Consider the following 17598-nt stretch of genomic DNA (forward strand, 5'->3'; position numbering starts at 1 on the left):
ATGGAACTGATTGAACACCTTTCACTGGGATTCTCGACGGCGCTGTCGCTGCAGAATCTCGCCTACGCGTTCCTGGGCTGCGTGCTCGGTACGCTGATCGGCGTGCTGCCGGGCCTGGGGCCGCTGGCCACCATCGCCATGCTGCTGCCGGTGACCTACACGCTGCCCCCGGTGGCCGCGCTGATCATGCTGGCCGGTATTTACTACGGCGCGCAGTACGGCGGCTCGACCACGGCCATTCTGGTGAACCTGCCCGGTGAATCGTCGTCGGTGGTGACCACCATCGACGGCTACCAGATGGCACGGCGAGGACGCGCGGGCGTGGCGTTGGCGACTTCGGGCCTGGGCTCGTTCTTCGCCGGCTGCGTGGCTACGCTGATCCTGGCCGCGTTTGCCACGCCGCTGTCGGAGCTGGCATTCAAGTTCGGCCCCGCCGAGTACTTCTCGCTGATGGTGCTGGGCCTGATCGGTGCCGTGGTGCTGGCGTCGGGTTCGCTGCCGAAGGCCGTGGCCATGATCGTGCTGGGCCTGCTGATGGGCCTGATCGGTACCGACGTGAACTCGGGCGCTGCGCGCTTCTCGTTCGATGTGCCGGAACTGACCGACGGCATCGACTTCGTCGCGCTGGCCATGGGCATGTTCGGTTTCGCGGAAATCATCGCGAACCTGGAACAGAAGGAATCGCGCGAAACCTTCACCGACGCGGTTACCAATCTCTGGCCGACCAAGGAAGACTTCAAGCGCATGGCGCCCGCCGTGCTGCGCGGCACGATGCTCGGTTCGGCGCTGGGCATCCTGCCGGGCGGTGGTGCGGCGCTGGCTTCGTTCGCGGCGTACTCGCTGGAGAAGAAGACCTCGAAGTACTCGCACGAGTTCGGCAAGGGCGCCATCGAAGGCGTGGCGGGTCCGGAATCGGCCAACAACGCCGCGGCACAGACCTCGTTCATCCCGCTGCTGACGCTGGGCATTCCGCCCAACGCGGTGATGGCGCTGATGGTCGGTGCAATGACCATCCACAACATCCAGCCCGGTCCGCAGGTCATGACCAGCAACCCGGCGCTGTTCTGGGGCCTGATCGCCTCGATGTGGATCGGCAACCTGATGCTCATCATCCTGAACCTGCCGATGATCGGTATCTGGGTGAAGCTGCTGACCGTGCCGTACCGCTTCCTGTACCCGGCCATCCTGGTGTTCTGCGGCATTGGCGTGTACTCGGTCAACAACCAGACCTTCGACGTCTTCATGGCGGCTGGCTTCGGCGTGCTCGGCTACCTGTTCCTGAAGCTCAAGTGCGAACCGGCGCCGCTGCTGCTCGGCTTCGTGCTGGGACCGATGATGGAAGAGAACTTCCGCCGCTCGCTGCTGCTCTCGCGTGGTGACTTCAGCGTGTTCGTGACCCGTCCGCTGTCGATGGGCCTGCTGATCGCCGCTGCGGCGCTGGTCGCGGTGGTGGCCCTGCCGTCGATCAAGGCCAAGCGCGAAGAAGCGTTCCAGGAAGAGTAGCCCCGGCGCTCCGGAACCACGCCGTCTCGCTGCGGCGTGCATCAAGCAAGTATTCGGGGTGCCTTCGTGCACCCCGTATTTTCTTGCGGCGCAGCCTGGCTGCGCCAAGTTCGCTGAAGTAGAGAGTGCCCGACTGCGGCAGCAGTCATGGGCCGCGCAAGATGAACAGGAACTCCGCTCCGGCCCTTCACCGGATCCCGGCATCCGGTGTCGTGGGGTGGGAGCTTCGCCGGCGCTCATGAAACCGTTTTCCCTTGACCGGGTCCTTTCCCGGATTTTCATCCTCAAGCTCGTCCACGCAAGTCCGTCGACCGTCATGAACCTGGTCGACCGGCTGCGCGAGTACGGCATCGAACTGAACATCCGCTCGCTGCGCCCGATCCTGCGCAGCCTGATGATCGCGCGTGCGATCACGGCCGAACTGGTCGAGGGCAGCGGCCGGGTGTACTGCATCACCGACAGCGGCCGCGACGAACTGGATCGCTACCTGTCCCATCTCGACATCCTCAAGCGGGATGGCGGTGCCGACGGCTGAGACGGCTACGTCCACACAAGAAAAATGGGCCCGCTTTCGCGGGCCCATTGCATTTGCAGCCTGGCGTTGAAGGATTACTGGCTCGGTTGGGTCACCAGTTCCAGGCCAGCCTGCGATTCGTCATCGCCGCGCGCGACCAGCACCTTGATGCGGTTCGGCAGCGTAGCCTTGATGCCGTCCACCGGAATCGTGGTGATCAGCCAGTCGGCATTGTTGGCCAGCGTCAGCGTGCCCGAATCGAAGATCACGGTCTTGCTGCCAGCCGTGGTGATGCGCAGCCGGTAGGTGCCGCCGTTCAGGTTGATCGAGTCCTGGCCCGATGCAGGTACCGCGGACTTGAATGCCACGGCGGAGAACGTCGGGCCGACGGAGTTCAGGTCAACGGCCGGCACGGTCACGTAGATGTCCACGTTCTGCGCGTTGAACGATGCGTTCAGTGCCCTGACACGCGCCTTGTCCGAGAACAGGCCCACTTCGAACGGGTCGTCGATCTGGATCACGTCCGCCGCGGTATCGCTGCCTGGCATGGCTACTGCCGTGTACTTGTGGCCCGTATGGGTGTTCACGGTCGTATGCCCCAGCTCCGTATTGGTGCCGGCCACGTTGAAGGCGAAGAGCTGGTTGCCTTCGTCGACCGTGCGATAGGTCGACACGAACTTGTAGGGCTCGTTCAGCAGATTGGTTTTCACGCCGTTCTGCAAGATGTCGACGTTCGGGCCGCCCGGTATGGCATGAATCAGGCGGACCGTTGGCTTGCTGAGGCCGACGCGGGCGGCAATGCCGTCGTCACCGCCTCCGCCGCAAGCAGACAGGACGGCCGCACTTGCGATCGCGAGGCCAAGGATAAGACTGGTTTTTCTTGAGCGGAACATAAGATCACCTCTCTCCATTGCGTTGGTTTGGGGCGAGTGCCAGGACGGCCGCGGCGTTGCGGCGGCTGCATAGGGCAGGGGATGCCCTTCAGGCCGTTGACGCCGTTTCGCGAGTCAGGTGGCCTTATTGCAACGATAGAAAGGAACTTTCAGCGGAGGCACCCGCAGGTATCCGAAACCGGTGTCGGAGGATTCCCACAGGAGAAGGGGATGGGACGGTATGCGCGGCGCTGTCGTGACTGGCGCGCACGACAACGTATCCCGAGATTGGGGCTAGTTCCTGGGCCAGGCCATCACCACCTGGTTCCTGCCATTTCTCTTGGCCTCGTACAGCCCCGCATCGGCCACTTCGACCAGCCGGCTGCTGGGCTGGTCCTCTTCCGGCACCAGCACCGCCGCGCCGATGCTGACAGTCAGGCGGCCGCCCGCGCCCAGCCCGTTGTGGGCGATGCCGAGCGCTTCAACCGCACGCCGCGCCTTTTCCGCGAGCAGCCGCGCGCCGCCGGGCGAAGTCGAAGGAAGAATCATCGAGAACTCTTCACCGCCGAAACGCGCGGGCAGGTCCGCGGGCCGCGAGCAGTTGTCGCGCAGTACGGCGGCGACGCGCCGCAAGACCTCGTCGCCGGCGACGTGCCCGTACGTGTCGTTGTAGGCCTTGAACGCATCGACGTCGATCATCAGCAGGGCGAGCTGGCTCTTGTCACGCTGGGCCCGCTTCCACTCGGCGTTCAGGTATTCGTCGAAGTAGCGGCGATTGGACAACCCCGTGAGGCCGTCCGAGTTGGTGAGCCGCTGCAGTTCGAGGTTGGTCTCGAGCAGTTGCTGCTGGCTTTGCCGCAGCGCGCGGTAGGCCTCGTCGCGCTGCAGCAGGTTCAGGTACGAGCGCGAGTGATAGCGGATGCGCGCGATCAGCTCGATGCTGTCCGGCAGCTTCACGAGGTAATCGTTGGCGCCCGCGGCGAAGGCCGCGCTCTTCGTCGCCGCCTCTTCCTTGGTGGACAGCACGATGATCGGGATATCGCGCGTGGCGGCGTAGTCGCGATAGCGGCGCACCAGCGTCAGGCCATCCACGCCGGGCATGACCAGGTCCTGCAGGATCACGGTGGGGCGGGTGCGCTCGGCCACGGCCACGGCGTCATCCGGCGTCGCGCAGTAGTGGAAATCGATGTCGGGCTCGGAGGCCAGGGCGCGGCGCACGGCTTCGCCGATCATGGCCTGGTCGTCCACCAGCAGCACCATGACGGGATAGCTGTGCGCTGGGGTAGTGTCGGTGATGGCGTGGTTCTCGAGTTCTTGCATGCTGGCTTCCTGGATGGCTCGACCCCAAAATATTCCTGGATGAGGCATCGGCGATCTTCTGTCGTCTTGTCTGTTGTCTTCGCTACGGTGCCGGCCACAGGCGGCTGCAGGCCTGCACCAGGCGCGGCGCAACGGCCGCGAGCGGCAGGATCTCGCTGGCGGCGCCGATGGCCGCCGCCGCCTTCGGCATGCCGTAGACGGCGCTGGTGGCCTGGTCCTGCGCAATCGTCAGGCAACCCTGGTCGCGCATGGCCTTCAACCCGCTGGCGCCGTCGCGGCCCATGCCGGTGAGCAGCACGCCGATGGCTTGTCCGCGCCAATGCTCCACCACGCTTTCAAAGAACACGTCGATGGACGGCCGGTAGAGATAATCGCTGGGCTGCTCGGTATAGGCCATGCGGTTTGACCCCAGCAGCCGCAGATGGTTGTTGGTGCCGGCGATCAGGACCGTGCCGGCCTGCGGCACTTCGCCGGCGGCGGCTACGCGCACCGGCAGCGCGCACTGTCCATCGAGCCATTCCGCCATGCCGGCTGCGAAGGCTTCGTCGACATGCTGCACGGCCACGACGGCCGCGCAGAAATCCGCGGGCAGGGCGGACAGCAGCGTGGCCAGCGCCGCCGGGCCGCCGGCCGAGGCGCCGATCGCCACCAGGCGCGCCGCCGCCGGCCGGCCTGTCGCTTCGGCCACGGCGGGACGCGGTGCCACGCGTCCCGTCACCAGCCGCCCGACATTGCGCATCTTGCGCAGCAGCGGGCCGGCGGTCAGCCTGGCATCGGATTCGGTCAGCGTTGGTGTGTCCACGGCGTCGATGGCGCCATGCCCCATGGCGTCGAACACCTGGTTGGCATTGCGGCCGAGGTCCGTGGTGACCACCACGATCGGGCACGGCGTGGCCGCCATGATGCGGCGCGTGGCCTCCACGCCGTCCATGACCGGCATCAGCAGGTCCATCAGGATCAGGTCGGGGGGGTGCGAAGCCGCGAGCTCGATCGCCTGTTCGCCGTCCCCGGCGACCCATGCAATCTCGAAAGCGGGATCCAGCGCGATGGCGCGGCGCAGCGCGGCCACGGCCAGGGCCGAGTCATTGACGATGCCGACTTTCATGGACTTGCCTCGCCGATCAGGTCGTGCACCGCATCGAGCAGCGCAGCGTCATGGAAACTGCCTTTTGCCAGATAGTAATCCGCGCCGGCCTCCAGGCCACGCTGGCGATCCTGCTCGCGGTCCTTGTACGACACCACCATCACCGGCAACTGCTGCAGGCGCGGCTCCTTGCGGATCAGCGTGACCAGTTCGATCCCGTCCATGCGCGGCATGTCGATATCGGTGATGACCAGGTCGAAGGGCTCGGCGCGCAGCACGTTCCAGCCGTCCATGCCATCCACGGCGACCACGACATCGTAGCCGCGCCCGGCCAGCAGCTTGCGCTCCAGCTCGCGCACGGTGAGCGAATCGTCGACCACCAGCACGCGTTTGCGCCGCGCCTGCGTGGCGGCCGTACCGGCCTGGCGTACAGGCTCGATGCGTCCGTCGCTGACGAGTTTCTCGACCGAGCGCAGCAGGTCGTCCACGTCGAAGATCAGGACCGGCGTGCCGTCATCGGTCAGGGCGCCCGCGGCAATGTCCTTGATCTTGCCCAGCGCCGGCGCGAGCGGCTGCACCACCAGCAGGCGTTCGCCCAGCATGCGGTCGACGGCAATGCCGTACACGCGGTCCTGTTCGCCGAGGATGACGACGGGAATCTCGTCGCCGTCGAGCGCGCGTTCCGGGCGCTGCAGGACCTGCGCGGCACCGACCAGCCCGACTGCGCGGCCCGCGTGCTGGAAATGCTGGTGGCTCTCGGTCTGCGCCACGTCCTGCCGGGCCACCGTGGCGGCGCGCAGGACATGGCCCAGCGGGAACGCATAGGCTTCGCCGGCCACCTCCACCAGCAGCGCGCGCACCACCGACAGCGTCAGCGGCAGCTCGAGATGGAACTGCAGGCCGCCCCCGGGCGGCTGCGCCAGGCGCAGACTGCCGCGTACGCGGCGCACCATCTCCTGCACCGCGTCCAGGCCGACGCCGCGGCCCGAGACTTCGGAAACGGTCTCGCGCAGGCTGAAGCCCGGCAGCAGCAGGAACTCGAGCAGCTCGGCCTGCGACAGCCGCGCGGCGGTGTCCTCGCTCGCCAGGCGCCGCCGCACGATCGCGTCGCGCAGCGCTTCGAGATCCACACCCGCGCCGTCGTCGCCGATCTCGATCACGAGCCGGCCGGCATTGTGCCGCGCCTGCAGCAGGATGCGCCCTTCGGCGGGCTTGCCGGCGGCCACGCGCACCGCGGGCGGCTCGATGCCGTGATCCACGGCATTGCGCAGCAAGTGCGCCAGCGGCGCGTCCAGGGCCTCGAGGATGTCGCGGTCCACCTGCGTGCCGGCGCCGACCAGTTCCAGATGCGCCGCCTTGCCGAGAGAGCGCGCAAGGTCGCGCACCATGCGCGCGTAACCTGCCAGCCCGTCGGACAGCGGGCGCATGCGGCAGGCCAGCGCGGTGTCGTAGAGACGCCGCGCCAGCCGCGCGGTGCGGTGCTCGTACTGGTCCAGCTCTTCCTGCCGCTGCGACAGGTCTTGCGCGCCGTCTTCCAGCAGTTGCCGCGCATCGGACAGGGCGGCCATGGCGCTGGCATCGGCGCCGCTGTCTGCCAGCGCGTCGCGCAGCGTGTCCAGGGCCTGCAGCGCACGCGCCTGTTGCCGGCGCGCCTGCAGCATGGCCCGGCCGAACGGGCGCAGCCAGTGCGATTCCACCATGGCCTCTCCCGACAGCGCCAGCAACTGGTCGAGCGACTCGGCGCCGACGCGCAGCATGCGCTCGTGCGATTCCGGGGCGGCGCCCGGTGGCACGGTTGGCTGGGGCGGCGCGGCGGGGGTGGGCTCGGCGGGCTCGGCTGGCTCGGCGCCGGTCGACGCAACCGGCGGCTCCGTCGCAACCGGTGCTGATGCGCCTTCTCCGCCGGGCAGCGCCTGCAAGCGTTGCACCACGGCCAGGATCTCGGCGCGGCCCTGGCGGTCGGCCCAGGCCGGGTCGCCATCAGGTGGCTGGCCGATCCGCTGCAGCAGGTCGGTGCCTTGCAGCAGCGCGTCGATATGCGCGGCGCTCAGTGCCATGCCGCCTTGTGCTGCCACCAGGCAGTCTTCCATGGCATGCGCCAGGTGCACCCCGCCATCGAGCCCGACAATGCGCGCCGCCCCCTTGATCGAATGCGCCGCGCGCATGCACGCGTCGAGCTGGCTGGCGGCGGCCGGATCGCGTTCCAGCGCGAGCAGGCCCGCATTGAGCACCTCCGCCTGGGATTCGGCTTCAAGCGCGAACAGTTCGAGCAGCGAAGCGTCGCGCAACTGGTCGGGATTCATGCCAGGCTCCGGGTCAGTGCCTGGCGCACCAGCGCGGCATCCAGCAGGCCGACGCTACGGCCCTGTTCTTCAAACAAGGCCTGGCTGTAGCGCGTGGAAGCCCGCGCCAGCGTAGCCGGCAGCGGCCGCAGCGCACTGCCGGGCACGCGGCGCACGCCGCTGACTTCGGCCACCGGCAGGGCGATGGCGCCGCGGCCCTGGCCGAGCACCAGGAAGCGCTGTCCATGCCGCGCGTTCGCCGGGGCATCGGGTGCCTCGCTCATGCCGAACAACCGGGCCAGCGACAGGCAGGCCAGCAGGCTGCCGCGCACGCTGGCCAGCCCCAGCACCGCGGCGTCGCGGCGATGCGGGAGCGAATGCACGGAGCACGGCGCGGTGACTTCGCCAATGGCCTCGGTGGGCAGGGCCAGCCATTCCTCGCCGACGCGGAACACCAGGCAGGACAGGCCGGTGCCGGACGACGCCGCATCCGGTTCGCGGTCGGCCGGTGCCTCGGGCAGCCCGGTCATGGCGTGTGAATCGAGCAGGACGGTGGCCGCGCGGGAATAGGTCGGGCAGTTGCGGCAATGGATGTGCGTGGCCAGCAGCGTGCAACTGCCGTCGCCCCGCACGCCGATGCGGCGCCAGCAGTCGTCGACAGGCGTGTTGGCGGAAAGAGTCAGGTCGTCAGCCATGGCTAGCCGGTACGGGTATGGCGCTGGGCGCGCTGGCGCAGGCGCGCGGCGCCGGCGGGGTCGCCCTCGGCTTCGAGCCGCGCGGCCAGGTGATAGAGGGCCTCCTGGTGGCCCGGGTCGAGATAGATCGCGCGGCGATAGGCGTCGCGCGCGCTCGGCGTGCGGCCGGCAGCGTCATGGAGCACGCCCAGCAGGCAGCAGGCATCCGCGCTCGGGCCCTGGCTGGCGATCAGCGCTTCGCAGGCCGTGGTGGCGGCATCCAGTTCGCCGCGATCGGCCAGCGCCGAGATGCTGGCGAGCGCGTCAGCCGGCTCGGCGGCGCGAGGCGGTGCGGGTGCGCGCCGGGGCGGCGTGGGGCGCGCATGAACCTTGGCCGGCCTCGGCGGCATGCGTGCAGGCGCGGCCGCCGGCGCGGTGCTGCCCTGGATCGGACGCACGGTCCGTGCTTCCTCCGTGCGCGACTGGCGGAACGCGAAGGCGAGCGGCACACCGGCGGACTGCAGCCCTTGTGCGCTGAGCAGGCTGGCTTCGGCCGGGCCCACGAAGATCATGCCGTCGCTCGCGGTCAGCCGGGCCAGGGTCTGGACGGCTCGCCGCTGCACGTCGGCATCGAAATAGATCAGCAGGTTGCGGCAGAAGACGAAGTCGTAGGGCGCCTCGCCGGCCAGCAGGTCGGGGTCGACAATGTTGCCCAGGCGCGGCTGCACCAGTTCGCGCACACGCGCGTCCAGCGCGAAGCCGCCCGGGCAGGGCTTGAAGTAGCGGTCGCGGAAATCCAGCACGGCGCCGCGGAAGGCATTGTCGCCGTAGAGGCCGGCACGTGCGCGCGCCAGGGCGCGTGCGCTGATATCCAGCGCGTCGATGCGGAAACGCGCGGGTGCAATGCCGGCGTCGAGCAGGGCCATGGCGATGGAGTAGGGCTCTTCGCCGCTTGCGCAGGGCAGGCTCAGCACGCGAATCTGCCGCGTGGGGTCGCCGAATACGCGCTCGGCCGCAAAGCGCCCAAGCGCCACCAGGGCCTCGCGGTGCCGGAAGAACCAGGTCTCGGGAACCACCACGGCTTCAATCAGCGCCTGGAACTCGTCGGGGTGGCTGTGCAGCAGGTTCCAGTAAGCTGCCACATCATGCGCCTGCAACGCGGCCTGGCGCTCGCGCAGCGCGCGTTCGAGCGCGCCGGGGCCGATCGAGCGCGCATCCAGCCCGATGCGCGCCTTCAGCAAGGCCTCGATATGGGTGGCAGTGCTCATGGCAGGCACGCGTCCTGCGCCGCGTCGAACAGCATGGCGTGGACATCGTCGGGCAGCAGCGCGTGGACCCGCACCCATTGCACCAGGCCGCGCTGTTCATCGTCGCGCACCGGCCCCAGGTAGCGAGCCGTGCCGGTGTCGATGCCCGTTTCGATGAACGATTCCGGCGCGCAGCGCAGCGTCTCGGTGGCCTGCTCCAGGCGCAGCCCGAGCAGGCGCGGCGCATCGCCTTCGCGGCGGCGGTAATGGACCAGCACGGTGCGCGTGCTGGTGCGCTGCGCCGACGCCACGCCCGTGGCCAGCGCGCACAGGTCGATCACAGGCACCGCCTGCCCGCGCCGCGACAGCACGCCGGCCACCCAGGCAGGGCTGCCGGGAATCTGCTTGAGCGCGGTCAGAGGCAGCACCTCGGCGACCTCGGTGGCATCGATCGCATAGTGGTCATGGCCAAGCCGGAACAGCAGGAACAATTTCATCGGCGCGTGGCCTCCCGCCCCACGGCGCTATACCTTGAAGCGTGAAACGCCGCTGCGCAGCTCGTTGGCCACCAGCGTCAGCTCGTCGATGGCCTGGCCCGACTGGCGCAGCGACTCGACCGTCTGCTGCGCGGCTTCGGACAACTGCATCAGCGCCTGGTTGATCTGCTCGGCGCCACCAGCCTGCGCCTGCATGCCTTCGTTGACCATCTGCACGCGCGGCGCGAGCGACTGCACCTGCCCGATGATCTGCGACAGCTGGTCGCCGACCTGGGTTACGTCCGACATGCCGCGGCGCACTTCTTCCGAGAACTTGTCCATGCCCATCACGCCGGCGGCCACGGCGGACTGGATCTCGCGCACCATCTGCTCGATATCGTAGGTGGCGACGGCGGTCTGGTCGGCCAGGCGGCGGATCTCGGTGGCCACCACCGAGAAGCCGCGGCCGTATTCGCCGGCCTTCTCGGCTTCGATCGCGGCATTGAGCGACAGCAGGTTGGTCTGGTCCGCCACCTTGGCGATGGTGGTGACCACCTGGTTGATATTGCCGGCCCGTTCGTTGAGCGTGGCGAGCTTGGCATTGACCGAGCCGGCCGCGTCCATCACGTGCTGCATGGTGGCTTCCATGCGCGACAGGCCGACCTGGCCCGTGCCGGCGAGCCCGGCGGTCTGCTCGGCCGCGTTCGAGACCTCGTTGATGGTGCGGACCAGGTCGCGCGCGGTGGCGGAAATCTCGCGCGAGGTGGCGCCGATCTGCGTCGTGGTCGCGGCGGTTTCCGTGGCGGTGGCCTGTTGCTGCCGCGCGGTCGCGGCAATCTCGTTGACCGAGGTGGTGACCTGGATCGCGGAGCGCTGGGCCTGGCCGACCAGCGAAGTCAGCTCGCCCGACATCTGGTTGAAGCCTTCCTCGACGTCCTGGAATTCGTCGCCGCGCTTCAGTGCCATGCGCAGGCGCAGGTCGCCGCCGCGGATGCCGGCCAGCAGGCCGACGATCGAGCGCATCGGCACCGTAATGGCGCGCAGCAGCAGGTAGCCGCAGATGACCGCCACCGCCAGCGCGACCAGCAACGCCACCTCGATGCCGATCTTGGCCGAGCTGACGGCCGCATTGATGCCGTGCGCGGAACGCTCGTTCACGGCATTGTTGTCGTCCACCATGGCCTGCGCGAGCTTGCGCACATCCTGCCAGGCCTGGTGGGCATCGCCGCGCAGCAGCGCTTCGGTGGAATCGACGCCTTTCCCGCTGGTCGCTTGCAACAGCGGCAGCGCCACCTGCTCATACCTGGCCTTGGCCGCCTTGTACTGGCTGAAGGTGGCGCGGTCGTTGTCGCGGGTGATGGTGGTCTCGTACTGCTGCTCGAGCCGCTCCAGCCGCGCGCGGACGTCGGCCACTTGCTGCTGGTAGCCCTGGCGCTGGCTGTCGCCGGTGGCCTTGACGGTTTCCCAGGCCAGCACATAGATCTCGCCCCAGGCGCCGCGGATGCTGGTGCTGTATTGGAGGCCCGGCAGGGCGTCCCTGAGCATCAGGTTGGTTTCCCGTTCGATCGACGAGAGCCGGTTGTAGGCCACAACCCCCATCAGTGCCATGACCAGCAGGATGAAGGTAAAGCTTGCCAGGATGCGCTTGCGGATGGTCCAGTGGTTCAAGGCTTGGTTCCCGTTTTCCGTGTTTTTCTTCAGGGCAGCCGCGGCGCCCGGCCGGCAGTGCGGCAATGCGCGGTAGGGTACTGTAACCCCGGGGCGGTTTCAACGCCGCGAGCCCGGCAGGAGCCGGGCGTTGCTACGCCGCATTGGCGCGCACGCCGGAATTCCCGAAGCGCTTGCTTTTTTCATGGTTTTCGTCACACTTCCCTGAATTGCAGATCTGGTAACAATGTCGATAATTGCAAAAGAGGCAGGGATGGTGGCCAAGTCGGGGGCGAAAGCGGCTGGCGCTTCGCCAGACGGGGAGACCGATCCGCTGACCGGGGTCGGGAATCGGGGGGGATTTCTAAAGCGGCTGGAGGCACGCCTGCAAAGCGAGGCGGTGCCCCGTTGCGCATTGCTGTTGATCGGCATTGACGATTTCCGCGCCTTCAATGATATGCACGGCCATGCCGAGGGCGACCTGATCCTGCAAGGCGTGGCACGCCGGCTGCGCGACGCATCGCCGCGCGATGCCGTGATCGCCCGCATCGGCAGCGACGAGTTCTCGGTGCTGCTGCCTTCCATTTCGGATCCGACCCTGGTTCGGCACGTCTGCGCCGCAATCCTTTCCATGCTGTCCTCGCCGCACGAATACAGCGGACGCCGCCATCACGTCCTTGCCAGCGTGGGCGCGTGCGTGCTGCCCGCCGCCGGCGATCTCGCCTCCGACGCGCTCGCGGCGGCCAGCCTGGCGCTGGCCCGTGCCAAGCACGATGGCGGGCGCACCATCCGGTTCTTCAAGCCGCAAATGCGCCAGGACGTGACCACGCGGCTGTCGCTGGTCCAGGCGCTGCACGAGGCTTACGCGCAGCGCCAGTTCGAGCTTCACTACCAGCCCCAGGTCGACTTGCGCGACGGCCGCATCATGGGCGCCGAGGCGCTGCTGCGCTGGCGCCATCCGACGCGCGGCCTGCTCGCGCCGGCCAGCTTCATCGATGCGCTGGCGGCCAGCAGCATGGCCAGCGACGTGGGCATGTGGCTGCTGCAGACCGCCTGCGCGCAGGCGCGGGCGTGGGCGCTGACCTTGCCCCAGGCCCCGCGCGTGGCCATCAACCTGTTCGCCGCGCAACTGGCCGAAAGCCGGCTGGTGACCGAGGTGCGCCACGTCTTGCGCGCGCTGGAACTGCCGCCGTCCAGCCTGGAAATCGAGATCACCGAGACCATCGCGCTGCAGCAGGGCGACGAGGTGTCCGACCAGCTCCAGGCGCTGCGCCGCGACGGCGTGACCCTGACCTGCGACGACTTCGGTACGGGCTACGCCTCGCTGAGCTTCCTCAAATCGTTTCCGGTGGACCGGCTGAAGATCGACCAGTCCTTCGTACGCAACGTGACGCAGGATCCGGTGGATGCCGCCATCGTCCGCTCCGTCATCAACGTCGGGCAGAGCCTGCAGATCGGCGTGGTGGCGGAGGGCGTCGAAACGGTCGAGCAGCGCGACTTCCTGCTGGCCAACGGCTGCTGGGAGGCGCAAGGCTATCTGTACAGCCGGCCCGTCCCCGCGGAGCGGCTTACGGAGCACTTGCGCGAGCAGTCAGGGAACTGACACCGGATTCGCGCGCGGCCGTTGTTGCCAGGGCGCCGGCGGTACCGGGACACGGCGAGAGTCAAGGAGTTGTTTCCACCTTTGACGGCCGCTTGCCCTGCCGCCTTCATCCGTACCGCCGGTTCCGGCCTCCATCGTGCTTCGCCGGCACGCATCCTTCCGCCATGCCGCGGCCAGAGGAAATAACCGCTTACAAAGTCTTGTCCGCGCCGGACTCCCGGGGACGTTGCTCCATGTATGGTGACATCAGGACGGCCGCCGGCCGCCGTGGGCCTTGCGCCGTGGGCCTTGTTCTCCCAGCTTCTCGAATCCATGTATCGCTCACCTGCGCCTGACCGCAATTCCGCCATTGGCCCTCGCCGCCTGAAGGCCAGCGTCACACCCTGGCTGCCCATGCTGGCCGTGACGGCCGGCCTGGTCCTGACCTTCGCGCCATGGCCGGGTCATGCCCAGCCTTCGCCGCTGGGCGAGCCCGGAGCGGTGGTCGAGCAGACCGATCCGCCATCGCGCGTCGCAACCCTGACCGAGGCGGCGGGCAACCTCAGCTTTGCCCCGGCCGGCTCTGACGAGTGGGCCGCGGCCAGCCTGAACCGGCCGATCACCACCGGCGACCGCCTGTGGGTCGACAACGGCGGCCGTGCCGAGATGCATGCCGGCGCCGTGACCGTCCGCCTGGGCAGCGCGACGGCCGTCAGCGTGCTAAACCTGGACGACAATGCCACGCAAGTCAAGCTCACGCAGGGCACGCTGCAGTTGCGGGTGCGCGCGTTGCCGCAGGACCAGCCGGTGGAGATCGACACGCCCAACCTGGCCTTCGTGCCGCGCGAGCCGGGCGACTACCGGCTGGACGTGTCGCCCGATGGCAGTGTCACCACCGTGACCATGCGCCATGGCCGCGCCGTGATCTATGGCGACAGCCGCTCGCTGGAGATGAGCCGCGGCGAGCGCATGAGCTTTGGCGGGACCGACCTGGCCGATGCCGGTCCGGGCAACCTGCCGCCCGAGGACGACTTCGACCGCTGGACCGCCGCGCGCGATGCGCGCGAAGACGCGTCGCCCACGGCCCGCTACGTGCCGCGCGACATGCCCGGCTATGCCGCGCTGGACGATTACGGCGACTGGCAGGAAGACGCCGGCTACGGCGCGGTATGGTTCCCGCGCGCGGTGGATACGGGCTGGGCGCCATACAGCACCGGCCACTGGGCCTGGGTCGCGCCGTGGGGCTGGACCTGGATCGACGACGCACCCTGGGGGTTTGCGCCGTTCCACTACGGACGCTGGGCCTATATCGGCAGCCGCTGGGGCTGGGTGCCGGGACCGCGTGTGCCGCGGCCGTGTTACGCGCCGGCGCTGGTCGGCTTTGTGGGCGCCGGCCCCAACTGGAGCGTGCGCGTGGGCGGCGGCCCGGGCGTGGCCTGGTATCCGCTTGGCCCGCGCGACGCCTACCGCCCCGTGTACCGCGCGAGCCCGGCCTATGTCACGCGGATCAACCGCGTGAACGTGAATTACCTGTCCAACGACTACCGCTTCCGCGGCGAGCAGCGCCCGAACCGTGATGTCCCGGGCGCGATGCGCGGCATGCCGGCGCGCAATTTCGTCGAAGGCCGGCCGGTACCGCGCAATATGCGCGGCAATGAATGGCGCAACCTGCCGCAGGGCGAGGCCCGCGGCGCGCCGCCGGTAGCGCCGGTCAAGGGCAGCCTGCTCGGCGCGGCGCCAGTCCGGCAGCTTCCGCCGCAGGCGCGCCAGGGGTTCGAACGCCAGGCGATTGCGGCGCGCCCGCCCGGACAGCCCGCGCATGACGAACTGGCCCGGCGCTTCGCCCGCGAAGGCGGCGTGGTGTCGGGCGCCGGCCCGGTATGGCGCGGCGGCGACACGCGGCCACGCGGCCGGGACGCGCAGCAAGTCGCGCCGAACGTGCGCATGAGCCAGGCTGCCGTGGCCGCCCGGCCCGCCATACCGCCGCAGCGCCACGACGACGATGCCGGGCGGCGCCCGCCTGCCGGTGCCGAACGCGGCGCCCCGGCGATGGGCGGCGATCCCTGGCGTGGCAATGGCCGCGGTTTCACCACGCGGCCTGACCAGGTGCAGGGGCTGGTCCAGATGCCCGACGCCCAGCGCCAGGGGCAGGAACTCCAGCGCCAGCAGCAACAGGTGATGCAGCGCCAGCAGATGGAGCAGCAACGCCAGCAACAGGAGCAGCAACGGCAGGGCGCCGACCTGCGCCGGCAGCAGCAACAGGCGCAGGAGCGCCAGCAATGGGAACCGCAGCGCCAGGGCCATGAAGCGCAAGACCAGGCGCAGGCGATGCAGCGTCAGCAGCAACAAGCCATGCAGCGCCAGCAAATGGACACGCAGCGACAGCAGGCAGACCAGCAGCGCCAGCAACAGGCCGTGCAGCGCCAGCAGATGGAGCAACAGCGGCAGACGCAGGATCAGCAGCGCCAGCAGTCAGAGCAGCGGCACATGATGGAGTCGCAGCGCCAGCAGGCGGAGCAGCAACGGCAGATGGGCGACCAGCAGCGCCAGCAACAGGCCGTGCAGCGCCAGCAGATGGAGCAACAGCGGCAGATGCAGGATCAGCAGCGCCAGCAGTCAGAGCAGCGGCACATGATGGAGTCCCAGCGCCAGCAGGCGGAGCAGCAACGGCAGATGGCTGACCAGCAGCGCCAGCAACAGGCGGCCCAGCGCCAGCAGATGGAGCAGCAGCGCCAGATGCAGGAGCAACAGCGCCACCAGCAGGAGCAGCAGCGGCAGATGGCTGACCAGCAGCGCCAGCAACAGGCGGCCCAGCGCCAGCAGATGGAACAGCAGCGCCAGATGCAGGAGCAGCAGCGGCGGGCACAGGAGCAGCAACGCGCCGCGCAGGAGCAGCAGCGCGCGATGCAGCAACAGCAGCAACAGCAGCAGCAACAGCAGCGTGCCATGCAGGAGCAGCAGCGCCAGCAGCAGGATCAGCAGCGGCAGATGCAGGAACGCCAGCGGCAGCAGCAACAGCAGCAACAGCAGCAGATGGAACAGCAGCGCCAGCAGCAGCGCGCTCAACATGACCGCGGGCATCAGGAAGCCCGCAACGACGGCCGCTAGCGGAACGGCGACAGCGCAAGGCAATGCGGGCCGTCAGGGTTGCACCCTGACGGCCCGCATCGTTATGTCAACGCCTTACTTCGCCAGTTCCGACAGGCGCACCGGCGAGATCTTGCCGTTCTGCACCCAGCCCACCACGGTATCGGCGACCGAACCGCCCTTGGCATCGATGCCTTCCACCTCGTTCGGGTTGGCGTCCTTCGGCAGCGCCTTGACGGCTTCCGGCATCTTCGCGCGGATGGCGACGGCATCGCTGGTGGTGCCGGCCAGCTTCATCGCGCCGGCCAGCGCATACACCATGGTGTAGTTCAGCGACATTTCTGTCGTGGCATCGCGCCCGTCATGCAGCTTCTTGTACTTGGCATTGAACGTCTGCGCGGCCGGGCGGCCGTCGTTGACCAGCGGCAGCACGCCGATCGAGCCTTCCAGCATGGCCAGGCCGTTGGTGACCTTGGCCATCTCGTCCATCTTGGCCTGGTCCATGATGATGAAGCCGCCCTTGAAGCCCAGTTCGCGCGCCTGCTTCACCACCAGTGCGGTCGGCTCGGACGGCCCGCCGACGAACATCACGTCCGGCTTGTCGGTGATGGCGCGCGACACGCCGCTGTAGAAGTCGGTGGCCTTGGTATAGGACATCGGGTTGTTGCCGACGACCTTGCCGCCCGCGCCTTCCCAGGCCGGGACAAAGGCCTGCACCCATGCCTTGGCGTAGTCGTGGTCGGCCGGCGCCAGCGCCACGTTCTTGCCGTAGCGCTTCATCTGCGCCTTGATGAAGGGCTCGATGTAGCCGGTGTAGGCGGGCGGGATGCGGATGGTCAGCTTGTTGCCGGCGTCGGTGATGCGCGGCACGCTCGAATAGGCCATGACCAGGAACTTCTCCTGCTCGTTGAAGGCCTGCAGCGCGAAGATGCCGCCCGAATGCGGCACGAACACGGCCGGCGTCTTGTGCTGCTGCACCAGGCGGCGCGCGTTGATGGCGGCCTCGGCGGGCGAGTACTTGTCATCGAGCGCCACGACTTCGAGCTTCACCTTCTTGCCCTTGACCTCCAGGCCCGAGGCGTTGATCTCGTCCACGGCCATCTGCACGCCGGACAGCACGTTCTTGCCATACAGCGCCGCGCCGCCTGATAGCGGGCCGGTGTAGCCGATCTTGACGACTTCCTGGGCCAGCGCGGCGCCGGAGGCCAGCATGGCGGCGACGGCGGTGGCGGCCAGCGGGAAGATGCGGCGGATGATGTTGCTCTGCATGTCTGTCTCCTTGATGGATACTTACTGCGCTTGTCCAGGTT

At 68.5% G+C, this 17598-nt stretch carries 13 protein-coding genes; 4 read left to right on the top strand and 9 right to left on the bottom strand.

The genetic code is table 11. The features are described 5' to 3' along the window. Positions 1–1503, top strand: coding sequence for a tripartite tricarboxylate transporter permease (locus AC3FKH_RS15780; protein ID WP_483712027.1), 1503 nt, complete (start codon positions 1–3; stop codon positions 1501–1503). A gap of 238 nt (positions 1504–1741) precedes the next feature. Next, complete coding sequence (locus AC3FKH_RS15785; RefSeq protein WP_483712026.1) at positions 1742–2038, top strand: transcriptional regulator; 297 nt, start codon at positions 1742–1744, stop codon at positions 2036–2038. 74 nt (positions 2039–2112) lie between these two features. Here AC3FKH_RS15785 and AC3FKH_RS15790 read toward each other — a convergent pair whose 3' ends face one another. The 8 genes from AC3FKH_RS15790 to AC3FKH_RS15825 form a co-directional block, all read right to left on the bottom strand. Beyond that, a complete protein-coding gene (locus AC3FKH_RS15790) occupies positions 2113–2910 on the bottom strand; it encodes a DUF4397 domain-containing protein (RefSeq protein ID WP_488676828.1) in 798 nt (265 codons plus the stop codon). A gap of 273 nt (positions 2911–3183) precedes the next feature. After that, complete coding sequence (locus tag AC3FKH_RS15795) at positions 3184–4209, bottom strand: diguanylate cyclase (RefSeq protein ID WP_488676829.1); 1026 nt, start codon at positions 4207–4209, stop codon at positions 3184–3186. 82 nt (positions 4210–4291) lie between these two features. Further along, the gene (locus AC3FKH_RS15800; RefSeq protein ID WP_488676830.1) at positions 4292–5314 is read right to left on the bottom strand and encodes a chemotaxis response regulator protein-glutamate methylesterase; all 1023 of its coding nucleotides are present in this window, start codon (positions 5312–5314) and stop codon (positions 4292–4294) included. Beyond that, complete coding sequence (locus tag AC3FKH_RS15805; RefSeq protein WP_488676831.1) at positions 5311–7596, bottom strand: hybrid sensor histidine kinase/response regulator; 2286 nt, start codon at positions 7594–7596, stop codon at positions 5311–5313. The genes AC3FKH_RS15800 and AC3FKH_RS15805 overlap by 4 nt, the downstream gene beginning before the upstream one ends. Then, positions 7593–8270, bottom strand: coding sequence for a chemotaxis protein CheW (locus AC3FKH_RS15810; protein ID WP_488676832.1), 678 nt, complete (start codon positions 8268–8270; stop codon positions 7593–7595). The genes AC3FKH_RS15805 and AC3FKH_RS15810 overlap by 4 nt, the downstream gene beginning before the upstream one ends. Positions 8271–8272: 2 nt before the next feature. After that, positions 8273–9517: a CheR family methyltransferase gene (locus AC3FKH_RS15815; RefSeq protein ID WP_488676833.1), complete on the bottom strand. Its 1245-nt coding sequence runs from the start codon at positions 9515–9517 to the stop codon at positions 8273–8275. Continuing rightward, positions 9514–9993, bottom strand: a complete 480-nt coding sequence (locus AC3FKH_RS15820) for a chemotaxis protein CheW (protein ID WP_488676834.1) — start codon at positions 9991–9993, stop codon at positions 9514–9516. The genes AC3FKH_RS15815 and AC3FKH_RS15820 overlap by 4 nt, the downstream gene beginning before the upstream one ends. Before the next feature lie 27 nt (positions 9994–10020). Then, the gene (locus AC3FKH_RS15825) at positions 10021–11640 is read right to left on the bottom strand and encodes a methyl-accepting chemotaxis protein (RefSeq protein WP_488676835.1); all 1620 of its coding nucleotides are present in this window, start codon (positions 11638–11640) and stop codon (positions 10021–10023) included. A gap of 253 nt (positions 11641–11893) precedes the next feature. Here AC3FKH_RS15825 and AC3FKH_RS15830 point away from each other — a divergent pair, with 253 nt between their 5' ends. Continuing rightward, positions 11894–13222 carry a putative bifunctional diguanylate cyclase/phosphodiesterase gene (locus tag AC3FKH_RS15830; protein WP_488677046.1) on the top strand — a complete coding sequence of 443 codons (1329 nt, stop codon included), beginning with the start codon at positions 11894–11896 and terminating at the stop codon, positions 13220–13222. A gap of 312 nt (positions 13223–13534) precedes the next feature. Next, on the top strand, positions 13535–16309 hold the full coding sequence (locus AC3FKH_RS15835; RefSeq protein ID WP_488676836.1) for a DUF6600 domain-containing protein: 2775 nt from the start codon (positions 13535–13537) through the stop codon (positions 16307–16309). 75 nt (positions 16310–16384) lie between these two features. Here the strand turns inward: AC3FKH_RS15835 and AC3FKH_RS15840 are convergent, their stop codons facing one another. Continuing rightward, positions 16385–17557 (bottom strand): ABC transporter substrate-binding protein, encoded by a 1173-nt coding sequence (locus AC3FKH_RS15840; protein ID WP_488676837.1) that lies wholly within the window; start codon positions 17555–17557, stop codon positions 16385–16387. Between the last annotated feature and the right edge of the window lie 41 nt (positions 17558–17598).

It is taken from the genome of Cupriavidus sp. 21MJTG02-4 (assembly GCF_057798975.1).

Coding starts and splice junctions, on each gene's coding strand:
- AC3FKH_RS15805 (WP_488676831.1), bottom strand. CDS start 7,596: ATGAATCCCGACCAGTTGCGCGACGCTTCGCTGCTCGAACTGTTCGCG.
- AC3FKH_RS15840 (WP_488676837.1), bottom strand. CDS start 17,557: ATGCAGAGCAACATCATCCGCCGCATCTTCCCGCTGGCCGCCACCGCC.
- AC3FKH_RS15790 (WP_488676828.1), bottom strand. CDS start 2,910: ATGTTCCGCTCAAGAAAAACCAGTCTTATCCTTGGCCTCGCGATCGCA.
- AC3FKH_RS15795 (WP_488676829.1), bottom strand. CDS start 4,209: ATGCAAGAACTCGAGAACCACGCCATCACCGACACTACCCCAGCGCAC.
- AC3FKH_RS15835 (WP_488676836.1), top strand. CDS start 13,535: ATGTATCGCTCACCTGCGCCTGACCGCAATTCCGCCATTGGCCCTCGC.
- AC3FKH_RS15800 (WP_488676830.1), bottom strand. CDS start 5,314: ATGAAAGTCGGCATCGTCAATGACTCGGCCCTGGCCGTGGCCGCGCTG.
- AC3FKH_RS15830 (WP_488677046.1), top strand. CDS start 11,894: ATGGTGGCCAAGTCGGGGGCGAAAGCGGCTGGCGCTTCGCCAGACGGG.
- AC3FKH_RS15780 (WP_483712027.1), top strand. CDS start 1: ATGGAACTGATTGAACACCTTTCACTGGGATTCTCGACGGCGCTGTCG.
- AC3FKH_RS15815 (WP_488676833.1), bottom strand. CDS start 9,517: ATGAGCACTGCCACCCATATCGAGGCCTTGCTGAAGGCGCGCATCGGG.
- AC3FKH_RS15820 (WP_488676834.1), bottom strand. CDS start 9,993: ATGAAATTGTTCCTGCTGTTCCGGCTTGGCCATGACCACTATGCGATC.
- AC3FKH_RS15785 (WP_483712026.1), top strand. CDS start 1,742: ATGAAACCGTTTTCCCTTGACCGGGTCCTTTCCCGGATTTTCATCCTC.
- AC3FKH_RS15810 (WP_488676832.1), bottom strand. CDS start 8,270: ATGGCTGACGACCTGACTCTTTCCGCCAACACGCCTGTCGACGACTGC.